Origin of the sequence: Rhizobium terrae, assembly GCF_003425685.1 — a bacterium.
GTDB lineage: Bacteria > Pseudomonadota > Alphaproteobacteria > Rhizobiales > Rhizobiaceae > Neorhizobium > Neorhizobium terrae.
Genome location: NZ_QJKM01000015.1, coordinates 1 through 20,921 on the forward strand (window position 1 = coordinate 1; position 20,921 = coordinate 20,921).

At 60.7% G+C, this 20,921-nt stretch carries 19 protein-coding genes and 1 riboswitch; of the genes, 9 read left to right on the top strand and 10 right to left on the bottom strand.

Annotated elements, in window-relative coordinates:
* Positions 1-141: 141 nt before the first annotated feature.
* A complete protein-coding gene (phaR, locus tag DMO26_RS24730; RefSeq protein ID WP_117194847.1) occupies positions 142-720 on the bottom strand; it encodes a polyhydroxyalkanoate synthesis repressor PhaR in 579 nt (192 codons plus the stop codon).
* Positions 721-970: 250 nt separating this feature from the next.
* On the opposite strand from phaR, the gene DMO26_RS24735 reads away from it, so the two are divergent.
* Together DMO26_RS24735 and phbB are read left to right on the top strand one after the other, a co-directional pair.
* Entirely contained in the window at positions 971-2,152 is a 1,182-nt protein-coding gene (locus DMO26_RS24735; RefSeq protein WP_117194848.1) for an acetyl-CoA C-acetyltransferase, read from the top strand.
* A 152-nt stretch (positions 2,153-2,304) separates the two neighbouring features.
* Positions 2,305-3,033, top strand: a complete 729-nt coding sequence (gene phbB / locus DMO26_RS24740) for a beta-ketoacyl-ACP reductase (protein WP_117194849.1) — start codon at positions 2,305-2,307, stop codon at positions 3,031-3,033.
* A 244-nt stretch (positions 3,034-3,277) separates the two neighbouring features.
* Here the strand turns inward: phbB and DMO26_RS24745 are convergent, their stop codons facing one another.
* Positions 3,278-3,532, bottom strand: coding sequence for a YMGG-like glycine zipper-containing protein (locus tag DMO26_RS24745; protein ID WP_117194850.1), 255 nt, complete (start codon positions 3,530-3,532; stop codon positions 3,278-3,280).
* A gap of 43 nt (positions 3,533-3,575) precedes the next feature.
* On the bottom strand, positions 3,576-3,731 hold the full coding sequence (locus DMO26_RS24750; protein WP_081952972.1) for a DUF3309 family protein: 156 nt from the start codon (positions 3,729-3,731) through the stop codon (positions 3,576-3,578).
* Positions 3,732-4,431: 700 nt separating this feature from the next.
* Between DMO26_RS24750 and DMO26_RS24760 the strand changes: the two genes are divergently transcribed.
* The 5 genes from DMO26_RS24760 to DMO26_RS24780 all read left to right on the top strand — a co-directional run bounded on the left by DMO26_RS24760 (position 4,432) and on the right by DMO26_RS24780 (position 10,706).
* The gene (locus DMO26_RS24760) at positions 4,432-7,620 is read left to right on the top strand and encodes a helicase-related protein (RefSeq protein ID WP_205421261.1); all 3,189 of its coding nucleotides are present in this window, start codon (positions 4,432-4,434) and stop codon (positions 7,618-7,620) included.
* A gap of 4 nt (positions 7,621-7,624) precedes the next feature.
* On the top strand, positions 7,625-8,038 hold the full coding sequence (locus DMO26_RS24765) for an RNA-binding S4 domain-containing protein (RefSeq protein ID WP_117194853.1): 414 nt from the start codon (positions 7,625-7,627) through the stop codon (positions 8,036-8,038).
* A gap of 199 nt (positions 8,039-8,237) precedes the next feature.
* Positions 8,238-8,576: a ferredoxin FdxA gene (fdxA, locus tag DMO26_RS24770; RefSeq protein WP_117194854.1), complete on the top strand. Its 339-nt coding sequence runs from the start codon at positions 8,238-8,240 to the stop codon at positions 8,574-8,576.
* Positions 8,577-8,966: 390 nt separating this feature from the next.
* Positions 8,967-9,539, top strand: a complete 573-nt coding sequence (locus DMO26_RS24775) for a CarD family transcriptional regulator (RefSeq protein WP_117194855.1) — start codon at positions 8,967-8,969, stop codon at positions 9,537-9,539.
* Between the two features lie 300 nt (positions 9,540-9,839).
* Complete coding sequence (locus DMO26_RS24780; RefSeq protein WP_117194856.1) at positions 9,840-10,706, top strand: RNA polymerase factor sigma-32; 867 nt, start codon at positions 9,840-9,842, stop codon at positions 10,704-10,706.
* Positions 10,707-10,722: 16 nt separating this feature from the next.
* Here DMO26_RS24780 and DMO26_RS24785 read toward each other — a convergent pair whose 3' ends face one another.
* On the bottom strand, positions 10,723-12,246 hold the full coding sequence (locus DMO26_RS24785; protein WP_117194857.1) for a M48 family metalloprotease: 1,524 nt from the start codon (positions 12,244-12,246) through the stop codon (positions 10,723-10,725).
* A 319-nt stretch (positions 12,247-12,565) separates the two neighbouring features.
* Here DMO26_RS24785 and DMO26_RS24790 point away from each other — a divergent pair, with 319 nt between their 5' ends.
* Together DMO26_RS24790 and DMO26_RS24795 are read left to right on the top strand one after the other, a co-directional pair.
* The gene (locus DMO26_RS24790; RefSeq protein ID WP_117194858.1) at positions 12,566-13,078 is read left to right on the top strand and encodes a winged helix-turn-helix transcriptional regulator; all 513 of its coding nucleotides are present in this window, start codon (positions 12,566-12,568) and stop codon (positions 13,076-13,078) included.
* Positions 13,075-14,463: an MATE family efflux transporter gene (locus DMO26_RS24795; protein ID WP_117194859.1), complete on the top strand. Its 1,389-nt coding sequence runs from the start codon at positions 13,075-13,077 to the stop codon at positions 14,461-14,463. Before DMO26_RS24790 ends, DMO26_RS24795 begins: the two co-directional genes overlap by 4 nt.
* On the opposite strand, the gene DMO26_RS24800 is transcribed toward DMO26_RS24795, so the two are convergent.
* The 6 genes from DMO26_RS24800 to DMO26_RS24825 form a co-directional block, all read right to left on the bottom strand.
* On the bottom strand, positions 14,464-15,171 hold the full coding sequence (locus tag DMO26_RS24800; protein WP_117194860.1) for a thiamine ABC transporter ATP-binding protein: 708 nt from the start codon (positions 15,169-15,171) through the stop codon (positions 14,464-14,466). It lies immediately after the preceding gene.
* On the bottom strand, positions 15,164-16,783 hold the full coding sequence (thiP, locus tag DMO26_RS24805; RefSeq protein ID WP_117194861.1) for a thiamine/thiamine pyrophosphate ABC transporter permease ThiP: 1,620 nt from the start codon (positions 16,781-16,783) through the stop codon (positions 15,164-15,166). The genes DMO26_RS24800 and thiP overlap by 8 nt, the downstream gene beginning before the upstream one ends.
* A 4-nt stretch (positions 16,784-16,787) precedes the next feature.
* A complete protein-coding gene (gene thiB, locus DMO26_RS24810) occupies positions 16,788-17,798 on the bottom strand; it encodes a thiamine ABC transporter substrate binding subunit (RefSeq protein WP_117195133.1) in 1,011 nt (336 codons plus the stop codon).
* Positions 17,799-17,834: 36 nt separating this feature from the next.
* Positions 17,835-17,934: riboswitch (TPP riboswitch) on the bottom strand.
* Between the two features lie 45 nt (positions 17,935-17,979).
* Positions 17,980-18,381, bottom strand: a complete 402-nt coding sequence (locus DMO26_RS24815; protein ID WP_117194862.1) for a VOC family protein — start codon at positions 18,379-18,381, stop codon at positions 17,980-17,982.
* Positions 18,382-18,484: 103 nt separating this feature from the next.
* Positions 18,485-18,937, bottom strand: coding sequence for a response regulator (locus DMO26_RS24820; protein ID WP_117194863.1), 453 nt, complete (start codon positions 18,935-18,937; stop codon positions 18,485-18,487).
* A 160-nt stretch (positions 18,938-19,097) separates the two neighbouring features.
* Entirely contained in the window at positions 19,098-20,918 is a 1,821-nt protein-coding gene (locus DMO26_RS24825) for an ABC-F family ATP-binding cassette domain-containing protein (RefSeq protein ID WP_117194864.1), read from the bottom strand.
* Positions 20,919-20,921: the final 3 nt, after the last annotated feature.

The window sequence follows — 20,921 nt, forward strand, 5'->3', positions numbered from 1 at the left end:
GAGGTCGCCGGCGACGGTCACGCCGAATTGCTCGACGACGGCGCAATCGAGATCACTTTCGCCTATCACAACGGCGACGAGGCCGTCCTCAAGGCTAAACGAGAGACTTCTTCAACAGCCTGCTAGGGAGGTTTCTTCGCCTCAGAGATTGTCGAGGCGGCTCTGCAGGTTGCGGAGCTGCTCCTTCAATTCGTCGATATCCTTGGAGTCGGTCTTCTTGGCGGCGCTCGGCTGCGAGGGCTGTCCGGTAAACGGCGAGAACATCTGCACGGCCTGGCGGAACATTTCCGTGTTGCGACGCACCTGCTCCTCCATCATCTGCATCGGCATCTGCAGGTTCTTGGCAATCGGCGTATCGCCGAAGGCGCGGGTCATCTGTTCGCGCATCTGGGACTGCTGGTCGGTGAAGGCCTTCATCGAATGTTCGAGGAAAGTCGGCACGACCATCTGCATCTGGTCGCCGTAGTAGGAAATCAGCTGGCGCAGAAAGGAGATCGGCAGAAGCGTGTTGCCGGTCTTGGATTCCTGTTCGAAGATGATCTGCGTCAGGACCGAATGAGTGATATCCTCGCCGCTCTTGGCGTCCTGGACAATGAATTCCTCGCCCTTCTTCACCATCTTCGCCAAGTCTTCCAGCGTTACGTAGGTGCTGGTGCCCGTGTTGTAGAGGCGTCGGTTGGCATATTTCTTGATTATGATTTCGCCTTCGGTCTTCGCCATAATTGCCTCCTGCTCCCGTCAATATGGTTTGGTTTTTTATCGATGGCATTGTTCTCCCGGCAGGAATGTAAGCCTAAACCACATGGACTTACAATCGAATTGTGCGGCGCGGCGAGTGACTTGTTGCGCAGCAAACCTGCAAAAACCAAGCGGCGTTTTTTCCGGCCGACGGATTAGGCCCGTACAGGTTTGACACCGTGCCAAAGCTTTGCCAGTCTCGCCGGCAAATATCGAATAAGAGGAGACGTCCATGACCAATCCATCCATCGTGATCGCCGCCGCGGCCCGCACGGCCGTCGGTTCCTTCAACGGTGCCTTCGCCAACACTCCGGCCCATGAGCTCGGCGCTGCCGCCATCAAAGGCGCGCTTTCCCGCGCCGGCGTCGATGCCGCCGAAGTCGACGAAGTGATCCTCGGCCAGGTCTTGCCGGCTGGCGAAGGCCAGAACCCGGCCCGCCAGGCGGCGATGAAGGCGGGTGTGCCGAAAGAGGCGACCGGCTGGGGCGTCAACCAGCTCTGCGGCTCGGGGCTCCGCGCCGTCGCGCTCGGCATGCAGCAGATCGCGCTCGGCGATGCGAAGATCATCGTTGCCGGCGGCCAGGAATCGATGTCGATGGCACCGCACTGCGCGCATCTGCGCGGCGGCGTGAAGATGGGCGATTTCAAGATGATCGACACGATGATCAAGGATGGCCTGACGGACGCATTCTACGGCTATCACATGGGCATCACGGCGGAAAACATCGCCCGCCAGTGGCAGCTCTCCCGCGACGAACAGGACCAGTTCGCCGTTGCTTCGCAGAACAAGGCGGAAGCCGCCCAGACCGCCGGCCGCTTCAAGGACGAAATCATCCCATTCGTCATCCAGACGAAGAAGGGTGATATCATTGTCGAGAACGACGAATATATCCGCGCCGGGGCGACCCTCGATGCGATGACCAAACTTCGCCCGGCCTTCGACAAGGAAGGCACCGTCACGGCCGGCAACGCGTCCGGCCTCAACGATGGTGCCGCCGCCGCCGTGCTGATGACGGAAGCGGAAGCGGCCCGCCGCGGTATCACGCCGATGGTTCGCATCGTTTCCTGGGCGACCGCCGGCGTCGATCCCCAGATCATGGGCACGGGTCCGATCCCGGCCTCCCGCAAGGCGCTGGAAAAGGCCGGCTGGAAAGTCGGCGATCTCGATCTCATCGAAGCCAACGAGGCTTTCGCGGCCCAGTCCTGCGCTGTCGTCAAGGATCTCGGCCTGGATCCTTCGATCGTCAACGTCAACGGCGGGGCGATCGCCATCGGTCACCCGATTGGTGCCTCCGGCGCGCGCATCCTCAACACGCTCGTCTTCGAGATGAAGCGCCGCGGTGCCCAAAAGGGCCTTGCCACGCTTTGCATCGGCGGCGGCATGGGGGTCGCCATGTGCCTCGAAGCGCTGTGATGCCGGGAAGCGATATCAGGTAGCCTTGTGGATAATCCCGCCGACGTTGCAAAACTTCGCGGCGGGACTATCCCCCCGCCGAAAGCCTGTCAAAATAAGTAAGTATCCGGTCACACAGAAGGATCGGATCGAAACAAGAAGGGGAAAAACTGATGAGCAGGGTAGCGCTGGTTTCGGGAGGCACGCGAGGCATTGGTGCGGCCATATCCGTCGCGTTGAAGGCGGCCGGCTATCGTATCGCGGCGAACTTCGCCGGCAACGAGGAAAAGGCGAAGGCCTTTCACGACGAGACCGGCATTCCGGTCTTCAAATGGGATGTATCGCGCTACGAAGCCTGCGTCGAAGGCATAGCCAAGGTCGAGGCAGAGCTTGGGCCGATTGAAGTTCTCGTCAACAATGCCGGCATTACCCGCGACGGCATGTTCCATAAGATGACGCCCGACCAATGGAACGAGGTGATCGGCACCAATTTGAACGGTCTCTTCAACATGACGCATCCGGTCTGGACCGGCATGCGCGACCGCGGTTTCGGCCGCATCATCAACATTTCCTCCATCAATGGCCAGAAGGGGCAGATGGGGCAGGTGAACTATTCCGCCGCGAAGGCCGGCGATCTGGGCTTCACCAAGGCGCTCGCCCAGGAAGGCGCGGCGAAGAACATTACCGTCAACGCCATCTGCCCCGGCTATATCGCCACGGAAATGGTGCGGGCCATTCCGGAAAAGGTCTTAAACGAGCGGATCATTCCCCAGATCCCTGTCGGGCGCCTCGGCGAACCGGAAGAGATCGCCCGCTGCGTCGTGTTCCTGGCCTCGGATGACGCCGGCTTCATTACCGGTTCGACACTGACGGCCAATGGCGGACAATTTTTCGCAGGCTGATAATAGCGTTAATCTCTGACGGCCGCTCGGTTTCGCGAAGAGCCGAAATCGCGTGGTTTATATGGTTAACAGATTGTTTTTCCACGAGATATTGTGGTGAACAAATCGGGAAACGAGGAATGTCGCCGATTCGTCGGCGATTCGTTCCGGCTTTGGCCAGAAGGTTAACGGCAGGTGCTTTTTGGGCAAAACAAAACCGGCGCCGATCGCTCGACGCCGGTATCTTAAAAGCAGTTGCCTGCGATCAGCGGCAACGAGCCTCGTAGGTACGGCCATAGCGATCGCGGTAGACGCAGTAGCCGCGGCGCTTTTCAGATTCGCCAATCGCAGCGCCGACCAGGCCGCCTGCAACAGCGCCCACAGCAGCGCCACCCCAGCTATTGGTCACGGCACCGCCAATGACTGCGCCGGAAGCTGCGCCGATTGCCGTACCCTTCTCCGTCGAGGTGCACGACGCCAGAGCACCGACGATGCAGCCTACAATCACAATCTTCTTCATGTCACTTTCCCTTCCCTTTTTTCAACAAACGGCTGCGCCGCACTCAAATCCTGCCCATGAGCAGCAGAATAATAATGATCAGGACCACGAGCCCCAATCCGCCCGATGGTCCATAACCCCAGCCTCGGCTATAGCCCCAATTCGGCAGCGCGCCAATGAGTAGCAGAATGAGGATGATGAGCAACACGGTTCCGAGCATGACTTTCTACTCCGCTGAACAAATCCGGGATGGATTTGGCGAGGAAACGTCGTGTCGTGGTTTTTGTTCCAGAAGCGCGAAAACGTGTGTTCCACAAATGGTTAAAGGCCGTTAGCGAATGTTAACATGCAGCATCTCGATTCGCTGCCGCAGATGCGCCAAGGCGTTTTTTCTTGCGTCTTTCCTTCGTGGGTCCATACCATATCTGGTAAGAACGAAACGGGAAAACAGAAATGTCGGCGATTCGTCAGCGATTCGTTCCGCCTTTGACCTGATTCTTAACGGCAGCGAAGATTGCCTTGCAAGTCGGCAGATCTGTTGAAAAAAGATTAACCATATCAGTGGATTGACTCTTCGGATTCTTTCTGAGACTCGCGATTCCGATGCCTCCGGTTTCTCCCAACCCCCGATTCCCCGGGCTGATTCATGATGTCGTGGAGGGAGGACGAGTCACATCAAGATATAGCCGTGAACAAAGGCTGAATCGTCTTGAGTCTTCGATTCGTCGCCGATTCGTTCGCATCTGTTCCTTGATCCCTAAAAGGCGAATCGTTCAAGTCGCGCCGGACGGTTGGATTTGATGATTCTCCCGGCGTAAAACCCTTCTTCAGGCTTGCGTTTGCCGGCAGGGATCGCCATGTGTTGCGTGGCTTGCAATTTGCGGAAATCCCGACCGCAGGCCGAATGTGATGCGCGGATCTTGGTTTTGAACTTCCAGCCCATGATGCTCAGCGGGCGCGGCGTCACCGCCGTTCTCGGACCCACCAATACCGGCAAGACCCATTACGCCATCGAACGCATGGTGGCGCATGGCACCGGTGTGATCGGCCTGCCGCTGCGGCTGCTGGCCCGCGAGGTCTATACGCGTCTTGTCGAAAAGGTCGGCGTTTCGCAGGTGGCGCTCGTTACCGGGGAAGAAAAGATCACGCCGGCGAATGCCCGTTTTTCCGTCTGCACCGTGGAAGCGATGCCGCGCGAGACCCGAGCTTCGTTCGTCGCGATCGACGAGGTGCAGCTCGCCGGCGATCTGGAGCGCGGTCATATCTTCACCGACCGCATCCTGCATCTGCGCGGTCGCGACGAGACGCTGCTGCTCGGCGCCGGGACCATGCAGCCTATTCTTGAAAAACTGCTGCCCGGAATCAATGTGATCGAGCGGCCCCGCCTTTCGCAGCTCTTTTACGCCGGCCAGAAGAAAATCACCCGGCTGCCGCAGCGTTCGGCGATCGTGGCCTTCTCGGCTGACGAGGTCTATGCGATCGCCGAGCTGATCCGCCGCCAGCGGGGAGGCGCCGCCGTCGTGCTCGGCGCGCTCAGCCCGAGAACCCGCAACGCGCAGGTCGGACTCTATCAGTCCGGCGATGTCGAATATCTGGTCGCGACCGATGCGATCGGGATGGGGCTCAATCTCGACGTCGACCATGTGGCCTTCGCCCAGGACCGAAAATTCGACGGGTACCAGTTCCGCAATCTCAATCCGGGCGAACTCGGCCAGATCGCCGGCCGCGCCGGCCGACACGTCCGGGACGGGACGTTCGGCGTGACGGGCCAGGTCGCGCCTTTCGACGATGAGCTTGTGGAGCGAATCGAAAGCCATCAGTTCGATCAGGTGAAAGTGCTTCAGTGGCGGTCGAAAAATCTCGATTTTTCCTCACTCAAGGCTTTGCGCGACAGCCTGGACGCTGCTCCGACGATCCCAGGGCTTTCCCGGGCGCTTCCTGCCACGGATAGCCAGGCATTCGATCACCTTTCCCGCTATCCGGAAATCAAGGATGTGGCGACCACGCCGGACCGGGTCGAAAAGCTGTGGGAGGCCTGCGCGCTGCCCGACTATCGCAGAATCGCGCCGGCGCAGCATGCGGACCTTATTTCGACTCTTTTTTCCGATCTTGTGCGCCGAGGCACGGTAAACGAAGATTTCATGGCGGAGCAGGTCCGCCGCGCCGACAGGACGGACGGCGAAATCGACACCTTATCCGCCCGCATCGCGCAAATCCGAACCTGGACCTATGTCTCGAACCGCCCTGGCTGGCTTGCTGATCCGACACACTGGCAAGAAAAGACGCGGGAAATAGAGGATAGGTTGTCGGACGCGCTACATGAAAGGTTGACGAAACGCTTTGTTGATCGCAGGACATCTGTGCTCATGAAGCGCCTGAGAGAGAATGCGATGCTGGAAGCTGAAATCAGTGTGAATGGCGATGTCTTTGTGGAGGGACATCACGTCGGGCAGTTGGCCGGGTTCCGGTTCACGCCTGTCGCGGGAGCGGAAGGCCCCGACGCCAAGGCCGTGCAGACGGCCGCCCAGAAAGCTCTGGCGCTTGAATTCGAGGCGCGTGCTGCGAGACTGTATGCCTCGGGCAACAGCGATCTTGCCGTCGGCTCCGACGGTTTCGTGCGCTGGGTGGGCGATCCCGTCGCCCGCCTTTCTGCAAGCGATCACATCATGCATCCGCGGGTCATCCTGCTGTCCGACGAACAACTGACCGGCAATGCGCGCGAACATGTGGTTGCCCGCATCGAACGCTTCGTCAATCATCATATCGCAACAGTCCTGAAGCCGCTCGACGACCTGTCGCGGGCCGAAGACCTGCAGGGGCTGGCCAAGGGGCTTGCTTTCCAGCTCGTCGAAAATCTCGGCGTGCTCTTCCGGCGCGACGTCGCCGACGATGTCAAGACGCTCGATCAGGATGCCCGCGCTTCGATGCGCCGTTATGGCATCCGTTTCGGCGCCTATCACGTCTTCATGCCGGCGCTGCTGAAGCCGGCCCCGGCCGAACTCATCACGCTGCTCTGGGCGCTGAAGAACGACGGACTGGACAAGCCGGGTTATGGTGACCTCATTCCGGCGCTTGCCGCGGGCCGCACTTCGGTCGTAGCCGACCCAACCTTCGAACGGATGTTCTACAAGCTCGCTGGCTTCCGTTTTCTCGGCAAACGTGCGGTGCGGATCGATATCCTCGAGCGCCTTGCAGATCTTATTCGTCCGCTCCTGCAGTGGAAGCCCGGCGGCACGCCGCGTCCTGAAGGCGCTTATGACGGCCGCCGCTTCATGACCACGACGGCCATGCTCTCCATTCTCGGCGCGACGCCGGACGATATGGAAGAGATCCTCAAGGGTCTCGGTTATCGCGCCGATTCAGTAAAGGCCGAAGAGGCCCAGGCTTTCCTGGCGGCCCAGGGTGCTGCTGCAGCCGGGGCTGTAACAGCTCCTCCCGTGGAGGCGTCCGAAGCTTCCGTGGGGGATGATGCGGATGCCGGTGAAACCAGCGAAGCGTCGTCTGAAGAGACCGCGGTTGCGGCAGCGGTAGAAGAGGCTGCGGTCGCTGCCCCGGAAGAGGCTGCTGCGGCACAACCCGAAGGTACCGACGCTGCTCTTGCGGAGCGGACCTCTGAAGCGGTGGCGACGGCTGAGGTGGAAGAACCGAAGCCCGTGCTCCTGTGGCGTCCGGGCGGTGGTCGCGAAAACAATCAGCGTGGCGGGCGTCCGCAGCATGGCGACCGTCGTGGGCATGGCAGGCAGCGCAATGCCGGTGGCGAAGCGGGTCAGCCCGCCACCCAAGGCCGTCGAGACGACCGCCGTGGCGGCGAGCGGCGTGACGGCGAGCGACGCGACGCGCGCCCGAACGGCGAACAAGGCGATCGCAATCGCCGGGACGGAGGCAAGCCGAACCGCGACAACAATCGCCGCCCGGACAACAACAACCGGAGCGACCGTCCGAACCGCGGCGACCGTCCGGAAGGCGGTCCGCGGCCCGACCGGAGCGATCGCGGCAAAGCGCCGCAGCCGGCTCGTTTCGAGGCCAAGCCGCCCCGCAAGGAAAAGCCGATCGATCCGGATTCACCTTTCGCAAAGCTCGCTGCTCTCAAAGAGCAGATGAAGAAGTGAGGCCATGACGGGGAAACAGCCACAGACCGGTTCGCGCCAGCGTATCGACAAGTGGCTGTTCTTTGCCCGGATGGCGAAGTCGCGATCCATCGCGCAGGACCTCATCCGTTCCAACAGTGTCCGTGTCAACGGCGAGCTTGTCACGCAACCCAGCCTTCAGGTGAAACCCGGAGACCGGATCGATCTCGCGCTGGAGCGGCGCGATATCGTTCTCGTGGTGAAGTCCGGAGGTGAAAGGCGGGGGCCTTTCGAGGAGGCGCGGCTGCTCTACGAAGATCTGACCCCGCCGCCGGGCGAAGTGCGGAAGTTCACACTCTTTGAGCAGGCCCAGCGTACTTCGGGAAGCGGGCGGCCGACGAAGAAAGAGCGCCGCGAGACCGATCGGCTGTTTCCCGGTCCCGGAACTGACCGGGATTAGAAAAAACCACCGGCTGTACCGGTGTTTTCAGCACGGTTTATCCTTGCTAAGCAGGGCCAAACGCTTTACCTGACCGTTGAAAAGCCGGATCGCCTGCCTCCCGTCCCTTGGGTCTTGCCTTCTCCCGGCTTTCCGGTGTGCCGGCGCTGGATCTTGCCGTCGGCGTGCCGCTGATCCGCGATAGTCCCTGGAGTGCCGCATGACGTATGTCGTGACTGACAATTGCATCCGCTGCAAATATACCGACTGTGTCGAGGTTTGCCCGGTCGATTGTTTTTATGAAGGCGAAAACTTCCTCGTCATTCATCCGGACGAGTGCATCGACTGCGGTGTCTGCGAACCGGAATGTCCCGCCGAGGCGATCAAGCCGGATACGGAGCCGGGCCTCGACAAATGGCTCAAGGTGAATGCCGAATTCGCTCAGATCTGGCCGAACATCACAGTCAAGCGCGATCCTCTCCCGGAGGCGAAGGAGATGGATGGCGTCGAGAACAAATACGAGCAATTCTTCTCCGCCGAACCGGGCAAGGGAGACTGAGGGTTTCTCGAATCGGGGAGCGGTCCGCGGTATTCCAATCGCCCTGCCTTTTTGTTAAGCGCCGGGCGAGCGCGCTCTTCTGTGCAGGTGCAAAAGCAAATTATTGATTTCCGCACTTTTTTGTGGTAGACAACAAGAACTGTTCCACAAGGCGGCACTCGCGTGCCCAAAAAACATCACGAAAGCAACAGATCACCCAATACGCGGTTTCCGTGACATTGCCAACGTTCACATGTTGTCGGTCGCAGTTCGCGATGGGGTTTGTTTTTCGCGCGCGTTGGTCGGACCAGTATGGAGTGACCCGACGGTTTCCCCCGTCTCATCCGGGCCTGACAGACCCGGTTCCCCCGACCCGAAAAACGGGTGAGTAACAGGGAGTTTGTGAAACGAATGACGACCCAGCAGAAAAAGAATTCTCCCGCACGCCAGGGCTTCAAGACCGGTGAAGCGATCGTCTATCCCGCCCACGGCGTGGGCACGATCACTGCCATCGAAGAGCAGGAAGTCGCCGGCATGAAGCTTGAGCTTTTCGTGATCGACTTCGAGAAGGACAAGATGCGCCTGAAAGTTCCGGTTGCCAAGGCCGTGAGCATCGGCATGCGCAAGCTGTCCGAGACGGACTTTGTCGAACGCGCGCTCAAGGTCGTGCAAGGCAAGGCCCGCGTGAAGCGCACCATGTGGTCGCGCCGCGCCCAGGAATATGATGCCAAGATCAACTCCGGTGACCTGATCTCGATCGCCGAAGTGGTTCGTGATCTCTACCGGGCCGAAAACCAGCCCGAACAATCCTATTCCGAGCGCCAGCTCTATGAAGCCGCCCTCGATCGCATGGCTCGCGAAATCGCAGCCGTCAATAAAATGTCGGAAACGGAAGCCGTTCGCCTTGTCGAGGTCAACCTCGCCAAGGGTCCCAAGCGCGGCAAGACCGTCGAGGAAGACGAAGCTCAGGAAGAGGCAGCCTGATCTTTTCAGGATGCAGCCTTCAAAGACCCGGCCTCAGAGCCGGGTTTTTTATTGGAACTTTTTCCTTGCCCGCGCGTTCATCCGCCGGAACGGCGAACTGATGTCGGATTGGTTCGTCTACCGGAAGCGCAATGCGGGGCGGAGATCGGGCTTTCGGCCGATGTGAATCCCCGGAACTCAAACGAGGGGAGCAAAAGCAGCGGGTTTCAAACCTTCATCGCCAGTCGTCTTTCTGGCCAAGGTGTTCGCGTTTTCTGCCCCGCTGGCTTTTGTCGGATCAGACCGTTCACGGAGAACACGATGACAGCCATGTCCGCAGACCGTACCATGATCAAGATAGCAATGTCCGCTCCCTATCTCGCCCGAGAGGAGGAGCGCGATCTGGCGGTCCGCTGGAAGGACGATCGCGATCAGGATGCGCGCAACCAGATCGCCCTTGCGCATATGCGTCTCGTGATCGCCATGGCCTCGAAGTTCCGCGGGTTCGGACTGCCGATGAGCGATCTTGTTCAGGAAGGCTATGTAGGGCTGCTGGAGGCGGCGGCAAGGTTCGAACCTGCCCGTGATGTACGTTTTTCCACTTATGCAAGCTGGTGGATCCGCGCTTCGATGCAGGACTATATCCTGCGCAACTGGTCGATCGTCCGCGGCGGCACCAGTTCCGCCCAAAAGGCGCTGTTCTTCAATCTTCGCCGCCTACGCGCAAAACTTGCCCGCGGCGATTCCAATCTCACTGCCCGTGCCATTCATGAAGAGATCGCCGTGGCGCTGGGCGTCAGCGTTGCGGATGTGCAGACGATGGATGCCCGACTTTCCGGCAATGATGCCTCGCTGCAGGCGCCGTCCATAGCAGGCGATGCGGACAGTGGCGAGCGGCTCGATATGTTGGCGAGCATCGAACCTTTGCCGGACGAGCAGGTGTCGGGAATGATCGACGGGGAGCGGCGGCTGAAATGGCTGCAAGGCGCGCTGACAAAACTCAATGATCGCGAAAAGAAGATTATTCGCGCCCGCAGACTGACGGATGAAGGCGCGACGCTGGAGGCGCTTGGCGCCGAGCTCGGCATCTCAAAGGAGCGGGTTCGGCAGATTGAGAGCCGGGCGATCGAAAAACTCAAGTCGGCGCTTGTCTCCGCCAACCCGCAGATGGCCGCAGCCGTCTGCTGAGGGCGGCCAGCCAGCATTATTCCGAGATAATCTTGACCTTCTGACCGGGCGACACCGTGGCGCCGGCCGGCAGTGCGTTGATCAGCTTGAAAAGGTCGAGCTTTCGATCCGTGCCCATCATCCGGGCGGAAAGCGATGCAAGGGTATCGCCCTGCGCAACGGTGACGATACGCACCCGCAGCGGCTTCAGGCTGGAAATTTCGTCGGGCGTCATGCGCCGGAAGCTGGAGCGCAGAAGTTCGGCCGTCGTCTGAAGGGCCGGGCTGCCCTTCGGTACGGCTGTCAGAAACCGGAAAATCTGATCGTTGACGCGAATGACCGTGACGTCGAAGTCCCAGCGGTCGGCGGATGCCCGTGCGGTCGCAGCCGGCAATCCGTTCACCTGGATTTCGCGGACGGTTTCGGGCTGAAGTCCCGCTACCCAGCCGCTGGTCAGATAGTTCGTCAGGCTGTTGTTGTCGCCTGCGGCGACGCCGTCGAAGCGGACGGCCGTCTCTCCTGGACCCGTTGAGAGAACGGCTTCGACCTTGTTGTCGATGCGGAAATCCGGCGGCACGTCGAAGCGGATGCCGAGGCCGCCATGCAGGAAAGTCTGGCCGCGGACATAACCTTCCTGCGGGCTGTCGCCGTAGAGAAGGCCGTCTATACCGGCGATGTAATAATCGCGGCCGCGGTCTCCGACTTGGCCTTCCTGCCCGAAGTTGCGAGCGTGGCGGCGGGCGAGATCGACGCGTTGCGCCGAATTCGGGTGGCTGGACAGGAAGTCCAGACTCTGGTCGCTATCCGGATCGACCGCCGAATAGCGGGCATAAGCGGCCATGGAATCCAGGAAGCGGGCAGCCGCGTAAGGATCGTAACCCGCTTCGCCGAGCATACGCACGCCGATGACGTCCGCTTGCAGTTCCTGCTGGCGGGAGAAGGCTGCAAGGCGCAGTTTGCCGCGCGCCAGCGCCTGCTTGCCGGCGAGGTCGCTCGACAGGACTTCCGCGACGACACGGCTTGCAATCACCTCGGCTTCCTCGCGACGCTGCCGTTCGATGCCATGGTTGGCCGTCACATGGCCCATCTCATGCGAAAGGACGGCGGCAACTTCGGATGCGTCGTTGGCGAGCGCCAGCAGGCCGCGTGTTACATAGAGATAGCCGCCCGGCAGTGCGAAGGCATTGATCGCCGGCGAGTTCAGGATGGTGATGCGGAAGGACTGATTGGGATTTTCAGACACCGCCGTCAGCGCACCGGCGATACGGGCAACCAGGCGCTCCGTCTTGGCGTCCCGGTATTCTCCGCCATAGCTCGCCACGATGCGGGGATGTTCCCGGGCGCCCATTTGGGCGCGCGGATCGTTCTTCTGCACCTCATCGACGATCTGCGGCGAGTCCGAAGGTGAAACATTCGGCGTATAGGCCTGGTCGAAGATCGATTGGCAGCCGCTCAGGAGAACGCTGGCAAGCAGAAAGGCGCCGAAAGCCCGCAGGCCCGACCCAAGGCGGTTTTTTCGCCAGACATCTGGGGTCGCCTTGATCGCTTCGTCGCGCCTCATCGTCCTCGTGTTCCGCACCACTCTGTTCACGGTCCGCCATCCGACTTCAGAGAGGTTTCTCTTCCAACCGGTTCCGTATTGTACTTTCCGCTTAGCGATTTTTGCGTCGCATGCACAGATATTCTTATTGAAATATGTCTTACGACGTGTTTGCAAAGAAAATCCCCGTTGCTTTTTTCGGATGCCACCGGGGCACGTCCAAATTGTGGCAGGCCCGATAACGGTGATTCCCCGCCCGTTTTGAAGCGTGATTGCCAAGCCTTACTTGCAATTTGCTAGTGACCTATGCAACAACGTTGCCGCAATCCCGGAGCAACATATGAAACGCAAAGGTCCGACCGATACCGGATGTCCGGTCTTACGCAGCCTCAAGCAGGTGGGGGATGCCTGGAGTTTTCTTATCCTCCGTGACGCGCTGGGGGGCTCCACTCGTTTCGACGATTTTCAGCGAAACCTGGACATCGCTCCCAATATCCTCAGCGGCCGGTTGAAAGCGCTCGATGAAGCCGGACTGATGGAGCGGCGGCGTTACTCCGACCATCCGCCGCGCGACGAATATCACCTGACTGAGCGGGGCCGGGACTTCAGACCGATCATGCAGGCGTTGCTGGCCTGGGGCAATCGCCATTTCGCGCCCGAGGGCGAAAGCGTGGTGATCGTCAACCGGGAGACCGGCAGGCAGGCGGAGCCCGTGATGATCGATCGTGTGAGCGGTAGGCCGCTCAGCGATCCGGTCTTTGCACAGGCGGCCGGGCCGGCCGCCAGTGAGCGCATCCGGCGACGTTACCCCGCCATAAGCGAATTCCTGCAAGCCAGAGAGGCTGGCCGATGAGCGCGATCACCAGTGAAGGCGTCGAGCCGGCGCCGATCAATCCGCGTACCCAGCGGTTGCTGCAGGATCCCATCCTGCCGATGCTGATCAGGCTTGCCTGGCCAAACATCCTCATCATGCTCGCCCAGGCTTCCACCGGACTTATCGAGACCTGGTGGGTTTCCCATATGGGCACCGAGGCGCTGGCCGGCATGGCGCTGGTCTTTCCGGCCGTGATGCTGATGCAGATGATGTCGGCGGGCGGCTTCGGCGGGGCCATCTCGTCGTCCATAGCGCGCGCGCTCGGCGGCGGCCGGAAGGCCGACGCGGATCTCATCGCCTGGCATGCCGTGGCCGTCAACGTGGCGATCGGGCTTCTGTTTTCTGCGGTCATGCTGTTCTTCGGCCGTCCGATCTATCAGGCGCTCGGCGGGCAAGGCGGAGAGCTGGAAGCGGCGCTTGTCTATTCGAATGTGGTGTTCGGCGGCATGATCTTCGTCTGGCTGATGAACGGTCTTGCGAGCGTCGTGCGCGGCACGGGCAACATGCTGTTTCCGGCCTTGGTCACCTGCTTCGGTGCGGCGCTTCTCGTTCCCGTCTCGCCCCTCCTGATCTTCGGCGTCGGCCCCGTCCCCGGCCTCGGCATCGCCGGTGGCGGTCTGGCGCTGGTATTCTACAGCCTGGGCAGCACCCTGGTGCTCGCCTGGTACATCCTCTCCGGCCGCAATCTGGTGCGCTTCGGCTTCGGCCCGCTCCGTTGGTCGATATTCAGCAATATCGTCCGGCTTGGCGCGGCGGCGGCGATCAATTCCATCCTCACCAATGTGACGATCGGCATCGCGACGGCGCTTGTCGCGACCAAGGCGGGCGTCGAGGCAGTGGCCGGTTTCGGAACCGGGGCACGGCTCGAATATCTGCTAATCCCGGTGATCTTCGGCATCGGCGCACCGATGGTGGCGCTGGTCGGCACGAACATGGGCGCCGGGCAGAAGGAGCGTGCCATCCGCATCGCGTTTACCGGTGCTGCGATTGCCTTCGTCATTACCGAAGCAATCGGCCTCATCGCCGCGGTCTTTCCGGTTGCCTGGATTTCACTCTTCAGCGAAGAGCATGGAGCGATCGACGCGGGCGTCGCCTACCTCCAGATCGTCGGACCTGTCTATGGTTTCTTCGGCGCTGGCCTGGCGCTCTATTTCGCCTGTCAGGGCGCGGGTCAGCTCTTCTGGCCTCTGGCCTGCGGTTTTCTCCGCCTTGCCATCGCCGGTCTCGGCGGCTGGCTGGCACTAAAAGTGACCGGTTCGCTGAACGGGTTGTTCTTTGCACTCGCCGGCGGTCTTCTGGTCTATGGTACGCTGCTCATCCTCGTCATCCACTCGGGCGTCTGGTTTCGCGGCAAGGCGGCGTGATCAGCCGGAGAGGAATTCGGCAAGCTGGGGAATGTCCCGCCGGGCAAGGAATTCCTTGGCCGATGCCTGGGCGAGAATCCGGCCGTGATCGATGAAGATCGCGTGGTCCGCAAGCCGGCCGACCTCCTCGGGATCATGCGTGACGATCACGACCGTGTTGCCGGTTTCCCGATGCAGATCCAACAAAAGGCTGGCCATGGAAAGGCGCAGACCCGGATCGAGCGCGGCAAATGGTTCGTCCATCAGCAGTATCGGCTTTTTCCGTACGAGTGCGCGTGCAAACGCTGCCCGTTGTCTCTCCCCGCCGGACAAGGTGCCGGGCATGCGTTTTTCAAAGCCGCCGAGCCCTACCCGTTCCAGGGCGTTCGAAATCGCCTTGCGGTTCTCCGCCGTCAATTTCAGCGAGGGACTAATGCCGAGGCCGACATTGGTAAGGAGGTCCAGATGCGAGAACAGATTGTTGTCCTGAAAGATCAGTGAAACCGGCCGCTCCGAGGGATGTTTCTGCGTCACATCCCCGCCGGCAACGAGCACGCGCCCGCTATCCGCAGTCTCGAAGCCGGCGATGAGATTGAGGAACGTGGACTTGCCGGAACCGGATGGACCCGTCACGGCCGTTACCGAGCCCGCAGAGAGCGCGCAATCAAAATGGAAGTCCTTCACGCCGAGCCGCAGTCCGACATTCTCCAGCGCGATCCCGTCAACCATGTCCCGCTCTCCTTTGTCCTGCCGTGCCCAGCATGGTCAGGCCCAGGCAGATGGCACCGAGCAGGAGCGCCAGCCCGTCCGCATCGTTGGTCCGGTAGCTGGATAGCTGGCTATAGACAAGCCAGGGGAGAGTGGTGAGTTCACCGGACCCGAACAGGGCCACGGCACCGAGATCTCCGAGCGACAATGCCATGGCGAAAGAAAGTGCCGTCAGCAGAGGTTTGGCAAGAACCGGCAGGTCGATGCGCAATAGCTGCGGCAGACCGGAGAGGCCGAGGCTGGCGGAGAGCCTGGATGTCCGCCTGCGATGTGTTTCGATCGCGGGCGCGAGTATGCGTATCACGAAAGGCAGGGCCATCAGCATGTTGATGATCGCCACCAGTACGGGTGCGAAGCGGGCGACGTCGCCGAACGGCCGCAGGGCCAGGAACCAGCCTGTGCCGAGCACGACCGGCGGTACCAGCAGGACCAGCGAGGCCGTCGCTGCCAGCGCCGAAGAAAGAATCTTGGCTGGTCTGCCCGGATGCCTGATATCGGCAAGGGCGCGACGGGCGGAAATGATCGCCAGCGACGTGGCGACCGCCAGCAGTCCGGCTGACAGCGCGATGGCAAAGCTGGTCCAGGCGGCGCGATGGAAGGCGGAACTCATCAGCAGCTTCCAGAGGTCGGCCTTGGCCCCGGCCAGGAGGATGGACGTAAGCGGCAGAATCAGGAAGACCGTGGCCAGCAGGATGGCGGCAACGTCCCAGAGTTTCGCTTTCCAATTCCGCCCGTCGAAGCGCCGGTTGGTCCGGCCAAGGCTGGAATCCGTATCGTCGGGTGCCGGAAACCGCGAGATTGCGGCGAGAATGACGGCCGTGATGCCGATCTGCAGCAGCGACAGCGCGATGGCGCGGGACGGGTCGAAATCGAAGCGCAGCGACTGGTAGATGGCCACTTCCAGCGTCGTTGCGGCCGGTCCGCCGCCGAGGACGAGGACCAGGGTGAAACTTGTGGCGCAAAGCATGAAGATCAGGCCGGCAATGCCCGGAATGACGCGCCTTGCGGCCGGCCATTCGACGAAACGGAAGACGGAAAACGGCTTCATTCCAAGGCTTGACGACAGAAGCCAATATTCGGCGGGCAGGCGTTCCAAGGCGGCAAGAAGCAGCCGGGCGGCAAGCGGCATGTTGAAGAACACGTGAGCGATCAGGATGCCGGAGAGCCCGTAGATGCTGACCGGCTGTTCCACGCCAAGGTTCAACAGCAGGCTGTTGACCACCCCTTGGCGACCCCAGATACCTATCAATCCGAGGGCGCCGATCAGCACCGGCAGGCCCATGGGCAGAGCCATCAGCCGGACGATCCAGATGCGGCCCGGAAAAGCCGGCCGGCGGCCCAGTGCCAGCGCCACCGGCAGTGCGAAGGTGATTGAAAGAAGTGTGGAGAGTGTCGCCTGCCACAGCGTAAATTGCAGGATGCGCCAATTATAGGCGGTGAGAAGCCTGTTTTGTGCCTGGCCGGCATCCCAGGAGAGGAGGGCGAAGGCAGCAATGCCAACGAAGAGGGCGATGCCGACTAGGCTTGTCAGGCCTAAGGCGATACCCCGTCTCCGTTCGATTTTCGTCAGCATGACGTCAGTTCAGGCTCATGGCATTGAGCCATTCGTCAATCCAGGCCTGACGATTCTTGGCGACCTCGTCCGCACCCATCAGGAACGTATTCTTCGGCTGCACAAGTTTGCCGAAGGCGTCCGGCAGCGGGGCCGAGGTCTTGGTCGCCGGCATCATCCAGTTGGTGGTCGGGATGATGTCCTGGAAGGCGGGCGAGACCATGAATTTCAGGAACTGCCTGGCCATATCCTTGTCATGCGAGCCTTTCAGCAGGCCGGCCACCTCGATGTGGATATAGTGACCTTCGGAGAAGGCTGCGGCCTGATAACGGTCCGTTTTTTCCTCGACCATGTGATAGGCGGGGGAGGTGGTATAGGAAAAGACCATCGGCACCTCGCCCTTGGTGAACAGGCCGTAGGCTTCCGACCAGCCGGGCGTCACGGTCAGCACGCGTTTCCTGAGCTTCGCCCAGGCTTCCGGCGCCTTGTCGTCATAGACGGACCTCACCCAGAGCAGCAGGCCGAGGCCGGGCGTCGAAGTGCGGGGGTCCTCGATAACGATCTTCTGCGATGGATCGCCTTCCACCAGGTCCTTGAGGCTCCTCGGCGGATTCTTGACCGTCTGAGTGTCGTAGACGACGGCGAAATGGCCGTAGTCGTAGGGAATGAACGTGTCGTCGCTGTAATTGCCGGGAACCTTGACGGCAGAGGTATCGAGGCCGTGGGGGCCGAAAAGACCGGTCGCCTTGGCTTCCGAGATCAAGTTGGTGTCGAGACCGAGCGCGATATCCGCATCGGTCTTTTCGCCCTCGAGCTTCAGACGGGTCAGCAGCGCGACGCCATCTGCAACGCCGACGAAATTGAGCCTGCAGGCGCAAGTCTTCTCGAAGGCTTCCTTCACTTTCGGGCCGGGCCCCCAATCTGAAATGAAGCTTTCATAGGTATAGACGGTAAGCGTCTTTTCCCGGGCTTGAACGGTCGTGGAAAAAGAGAGTGCGGCTGCGGCCGTGACGATCGATAGAATGAGCCTGCGCATCGGCGCCTCCTGTTTCAAGTTACGGGAATAGGCGCCGATGAAGAGCCGTCTAATCCCTCCGCCGGTGCTAACCGGATCAGGTTCCGCGGGTTGGCAAGGCCTCTCAGCCGCAGAAGCGGCACCCCGTTAGAGCATGATCAGATTTAGCGGCGGAGGGTTCGACTGGCAAGAGGAAGCGAAATCAGGCGCCGCTCATGTCCATGTAGACGATTTCCCAGACATGACCATCCGGATCCCGGAAGCTCGAACCATACATCGGACCCATTTCCATATTCGGCCTCCATTCGCTGCCGCCGGCGCCGAGAGCCCTGGCCTTGAAGTCGTCCACTTCTTCGCGGCTGCCGGCCGAAAGCGCGTTCAGCACTTCCTTGGTTGTCCTGGCATCAGCGATATCGACGTCGTCGTTGATAAAGCTCTTGAACCTCTCGCGGTTGAGCAGCATCACGTAGATCTGGTCGCTGACGGCCATGCAGCTCGTCGTTTCATCCGAAAAGTCGGGATTCCGGGTGAAGCCGAGCGCCGTATAAAAGCGTGTCGCGACCTCGATATCGGCGACCGGCAGGTTCACAAAGATCATACGCATGTTCGTTTCCTCTTCCGTCCTCAAGCTATATGCACGTCATCGTGCATTCCACTCAAGGACGGAGACGACAGCGTGAAACCGACACCGGGGTCCGAAATTTTTGTCAGTGGGAATCCTGGCGAAAGACCCGGAGTTCCCGCGGCACGGCAACCATGCCGCCGAGGCGGCTGGCAATCGCGTAGTCGATGGTCTTTTCGACGACCTCCGGCATGACGGGTTTGGTCAGCACGCCGAGGGGACCCTTGACGCCGTCTTCCACGTCTTCCGGGTTGGCCGTCATGAAAATGACGGTGACGCCATATTGCTCTGCAAGTTCGCGCCCGATCTCGGGCCCCGTACGCCCGTCGGAAAGATTGACATCGACAATCGCGATGTCCGCATAAGCGGCGAGCGCAAGGGCGTGTTGGCGGGCAGCCGCGAACCCGGCGACTTTCAAACCCATGTTTTCAATTGTTTCGGCTACATCGAGGGCAATCAAAAACTCGTCTTCGACGATCAGTACTCTTTGATTCATCGCTTCACTTGCCAGCCAACGACGCATAACATGTGTCGGCATTGGACGTCCCCATATGGTTGATCGGTTCCAAACCGGCGATGAGTCGAAGCGACATCTCGGCCGTTATTTTTTCACCGAACGTTTCGGGGTGCTAATATGTTCCGCTCCGCGACAAATATTTTTTCCACTAACTAACTGTTATGCTTAATAGATTGTAAAGCTAACCTTCAAGTTCCTCACGCAGCATTTCAAGCTCCAGCCACTCTTCTTCCATCTTCGTCAGGCTTTCGCGCAGTTTTTCCATCTCGGCCGCAAGTCTGTTGAAGGCAGCCGGGTCCTTGGTGAAGAGGCCTGGGTCTGCCATCTTCTTTTCGCGGGCGGCAATCTCCGCCTCGGCTTTGGTCATCTCCTTGGGCAGGTTTTCAAGTGCGAATTTCTGTTTGTAGGAAAGCTTGCCTTTGGCCTTCGGAGCCTCTGCAGTTACTGCGGAAACCTCCGTTTTCGACTTCTCGGCCTTCTCGGCGCGACGCTTTTCTTCCAATGCGCCCTTCCGCTGGGCCAGCATGTCCGTGTAACCGCCGGCATATTCGATCCAGCGGCCGTCCGGCGCATCCGGATTGGCGGGAGCGATGGTTGACGTCACAGTGCGATCGAGGAAGTCGCGGTCGTGGCTGACGAGGATGACGGTGCCGCTGTAACCCGCGACGATTTCCTGCAAGAGATCCAGCGTTTCGATGTCGAGATCGTTGGTCGGTTCGTCGAGGATCAAAAGGTTCGACGGTTTTGCCATGATGCGGGCAAGCATCAGCCGGGCGCGTTCGCCGCCGGACAGGTTCTTGATCGGTGTCCTGATTTGTTCCGGCTGAAAGAGAAAGTCCTTCATATAGCCCGCGACATGCCGCTGCTCGCCGTTGACCAGCAGCGTCTCGCCGCGGCCGTCCGTCAGATAATGGGACAGCGTATCTTCCGGGTTCAGGTCCTCGCGCTTCTGGTCGAGGGTGGCGATTTCCAGATTGGTACCGAGCTTCACTGTGCCGCTATCCGGCGCGAGCTGCCCGGTCAGCATCTTCAGAAGCGTCGTCTTGCCGGCGCCGTTCGGGCCGACGAGGCCGATGCAATCACCGCGGTGCACACGGATCGAGAAGGGGGCAACGATCGGCCGGTCGTAGGCCTTGGTGATGTTCTCCGCCTCGATGACGAGCTTTCCGGATTCGCGGCCTTCGCTAACGGTCGCCTGTACCGTGCCCTGCGGTCCTTTGTGGCCGCGATAGCTGGCGCGCATCGTCTGCAGCTCGCCGAGACGGCGCATGTTGCGCTTGCGGCGCGCCGTGACGCCATAGCGCAGCCAGTGTTCCTCGCGCTCGATGGCCTTGCCGAGCTTGTGCTGTTCCAGCTCTTCCGCTTCCAGCACCTCGTCGCGCCAGGCTTCGAAATGCGCAAAACCCTTATCCAGCCGCCGCGATAGGCCTCGATCCAGCCAGACGGTAGCGGTCGAGACCTTTTCGAGGAACCGCCGGTCGTGGGAGATCAGTACCAGTGCGCTCCTGGTTTTGCGCAACTCGTCTTCCAGCCATTCGATGGTCGGCAGGTCGAGATGGTTGGTGGGCTCGTCGAGCATCAGGATATCCGGCTCGGGCGCCATGACGCGGGCGAGGGCAGCGCGCCGGGATTCCCCGCCGGACAGGTTTTTCGGATCCTCTTGACCGGTGAGGCCGAGATGTTCGAGCAGATAGGTGACGCGATAGGGGTCGTCGCCCGGGCCGAGGCCTGTTTCCGCATAAGCCTGCACGGTCGAATAACCGGTGAAGTCCGGCGCCTGTTCCAGATACCGGATGGTTGACGCTGGATGGCGGAAAACCTCGCCCGATTGCGGCTCCACCATGCCGGCGGCGATCTTCATCAGCGTCGATTTGCCCGACCCGTTGCGGCCGACAAGGCAGATGCGGTCGCCGGGCTCCACCTGCAGGCCGGCGCCGGCAAGTAGCGGCGCGCCGCCGAAGCTCAGGAAAATATCGTCCAGTTTCAGAATGGGAGGTGCCAAACC

What these genes read in the sequence shown, in the direction of transcription:
- thiB (WP_117195133.1), bottom strand. Translation starts at nt 17,798, where the DNA reads ATGCGCAGGCTCATTCTATCGATCGTCACGGCCGCAGCCGCACTCTCT.
- DMO26_RS24775 (WP_117194855.1), top strand. Translation starts at nt 8,967, where the DNA reads ATGACGACCCAGCAGAAAAAGAATTCTCCCGCACGCCAGGGCTTCAAG.
- DMO26_RS24750 (WP_081952972.1), bottom strand. Translation starts at nt 3,731, where the DNA reads ATGCTCGGAACCGTGTTGCTCATCATCCTCATTCTGCTACTCATTGGC.
- phbB (WP_117194849.1), top strand. Translation starts at nt 2,305, where the DNA reads ATGAGCAGGGTAGCGCTGGTTTCGGGAGGCACGCGAGGCATTGGTGCG.
- fdxA (WP_117194854.1), top strand. Translation starts at nt 8,238, where the DNA reads ATGACGTATGTCGTGACTGACAATTGCATCCGCTGCAAATATACCGAC.
- DMO26_RS24820 (WP_117194863.1), bottom strand. Translation starts at nt 18,937, where the DNA reads ATGCCGACACATGTTATGCGTCGTTGGCTGGCAAGTGAAGCGATGAAT.
- DMO26_RS24745 (WP_117194850.1), bottom strand. Translation starts at nt 3,532, where the DNA reads ATGAAGAAGATTGTGATTGTAGGCTGCATCGTCGGTGCTCTGGCGTCG.
- DMO26_RS24790 (WP_117194858.1), top strand. Translation starts at nt 12,566, where the DNA reads ATGAAACGCAAAGGTCCGACCGATACCGGATGTCCGGTCTTACGCAGC.
- DMO26_RS24795 (WP_117194859.1), top strand. Translation starts at nt 13,075, where the DNA reads ATGAGCGCGATCACCAGTGAAGGCGTCGAGCCGGCGCCGATCAATCCG.
- DMO26_RS24815 (WP_117194862.1), bottom strand. Translation starts at nt 18,381, where the DNA reads ATGCGTATGATCTTTGTGAACCTGCCGGTCGCCGATATCGAGGTCGCG.
- DMO26_RS24800 (WP_117194860.1), bottom strand. Translation starts at nt 15,171, where the DNA reads ATGGTTGACGGGATCGCGCTGGAGAATGTCGGACTGCGGCTCGGCGTG.
- phaR (WP_117194847.1), bottom strand. Translation starts at nt 720, where the DNA reads ATGGCGAAGACCGAAGGCGAAATCATAATCAAGAAATATGCCAACCGA.
- DMO26_RS24765 (WP_117194853.1), top strand. Translation starts at nt 7,625, where the DNA reads ATGACGGGGAAACAGCCACAGACCGGTTCGCGCCAGCGTATCGACAAG.
- DMO26_RS24785 (WP_117194857.1), bottom strand. Translation starts at nt 12,246, where the DNA reads ATGAGGCGCGACGAAGCGATCAAGGCGACCCCAGATGTCTGGCGAAAA.
- DMO26_RS24780 (WP_117194856.1), top strand. Translation starts at nt 9,840, where the DNA reads ATGACAGCCATGTCCGCAGACCGTACCATGATCAAGATAGCAATGTCC.
- thiP (WP_117194861.1), bottom strand. Translation starts at nt 16,783, where the DNA reads ATGCTGACGAAAATCGAACGGAGACGGGGTATCGCCTTAGGCCTGACA.
- DMO26_RS24735 (WP_117194848.1), top strand. Translation starts at nt 971, where the DNA reads ATGACCAATCCATCCATCGTGATCGCCGCCGCGGCCCGCACGGCCGTC.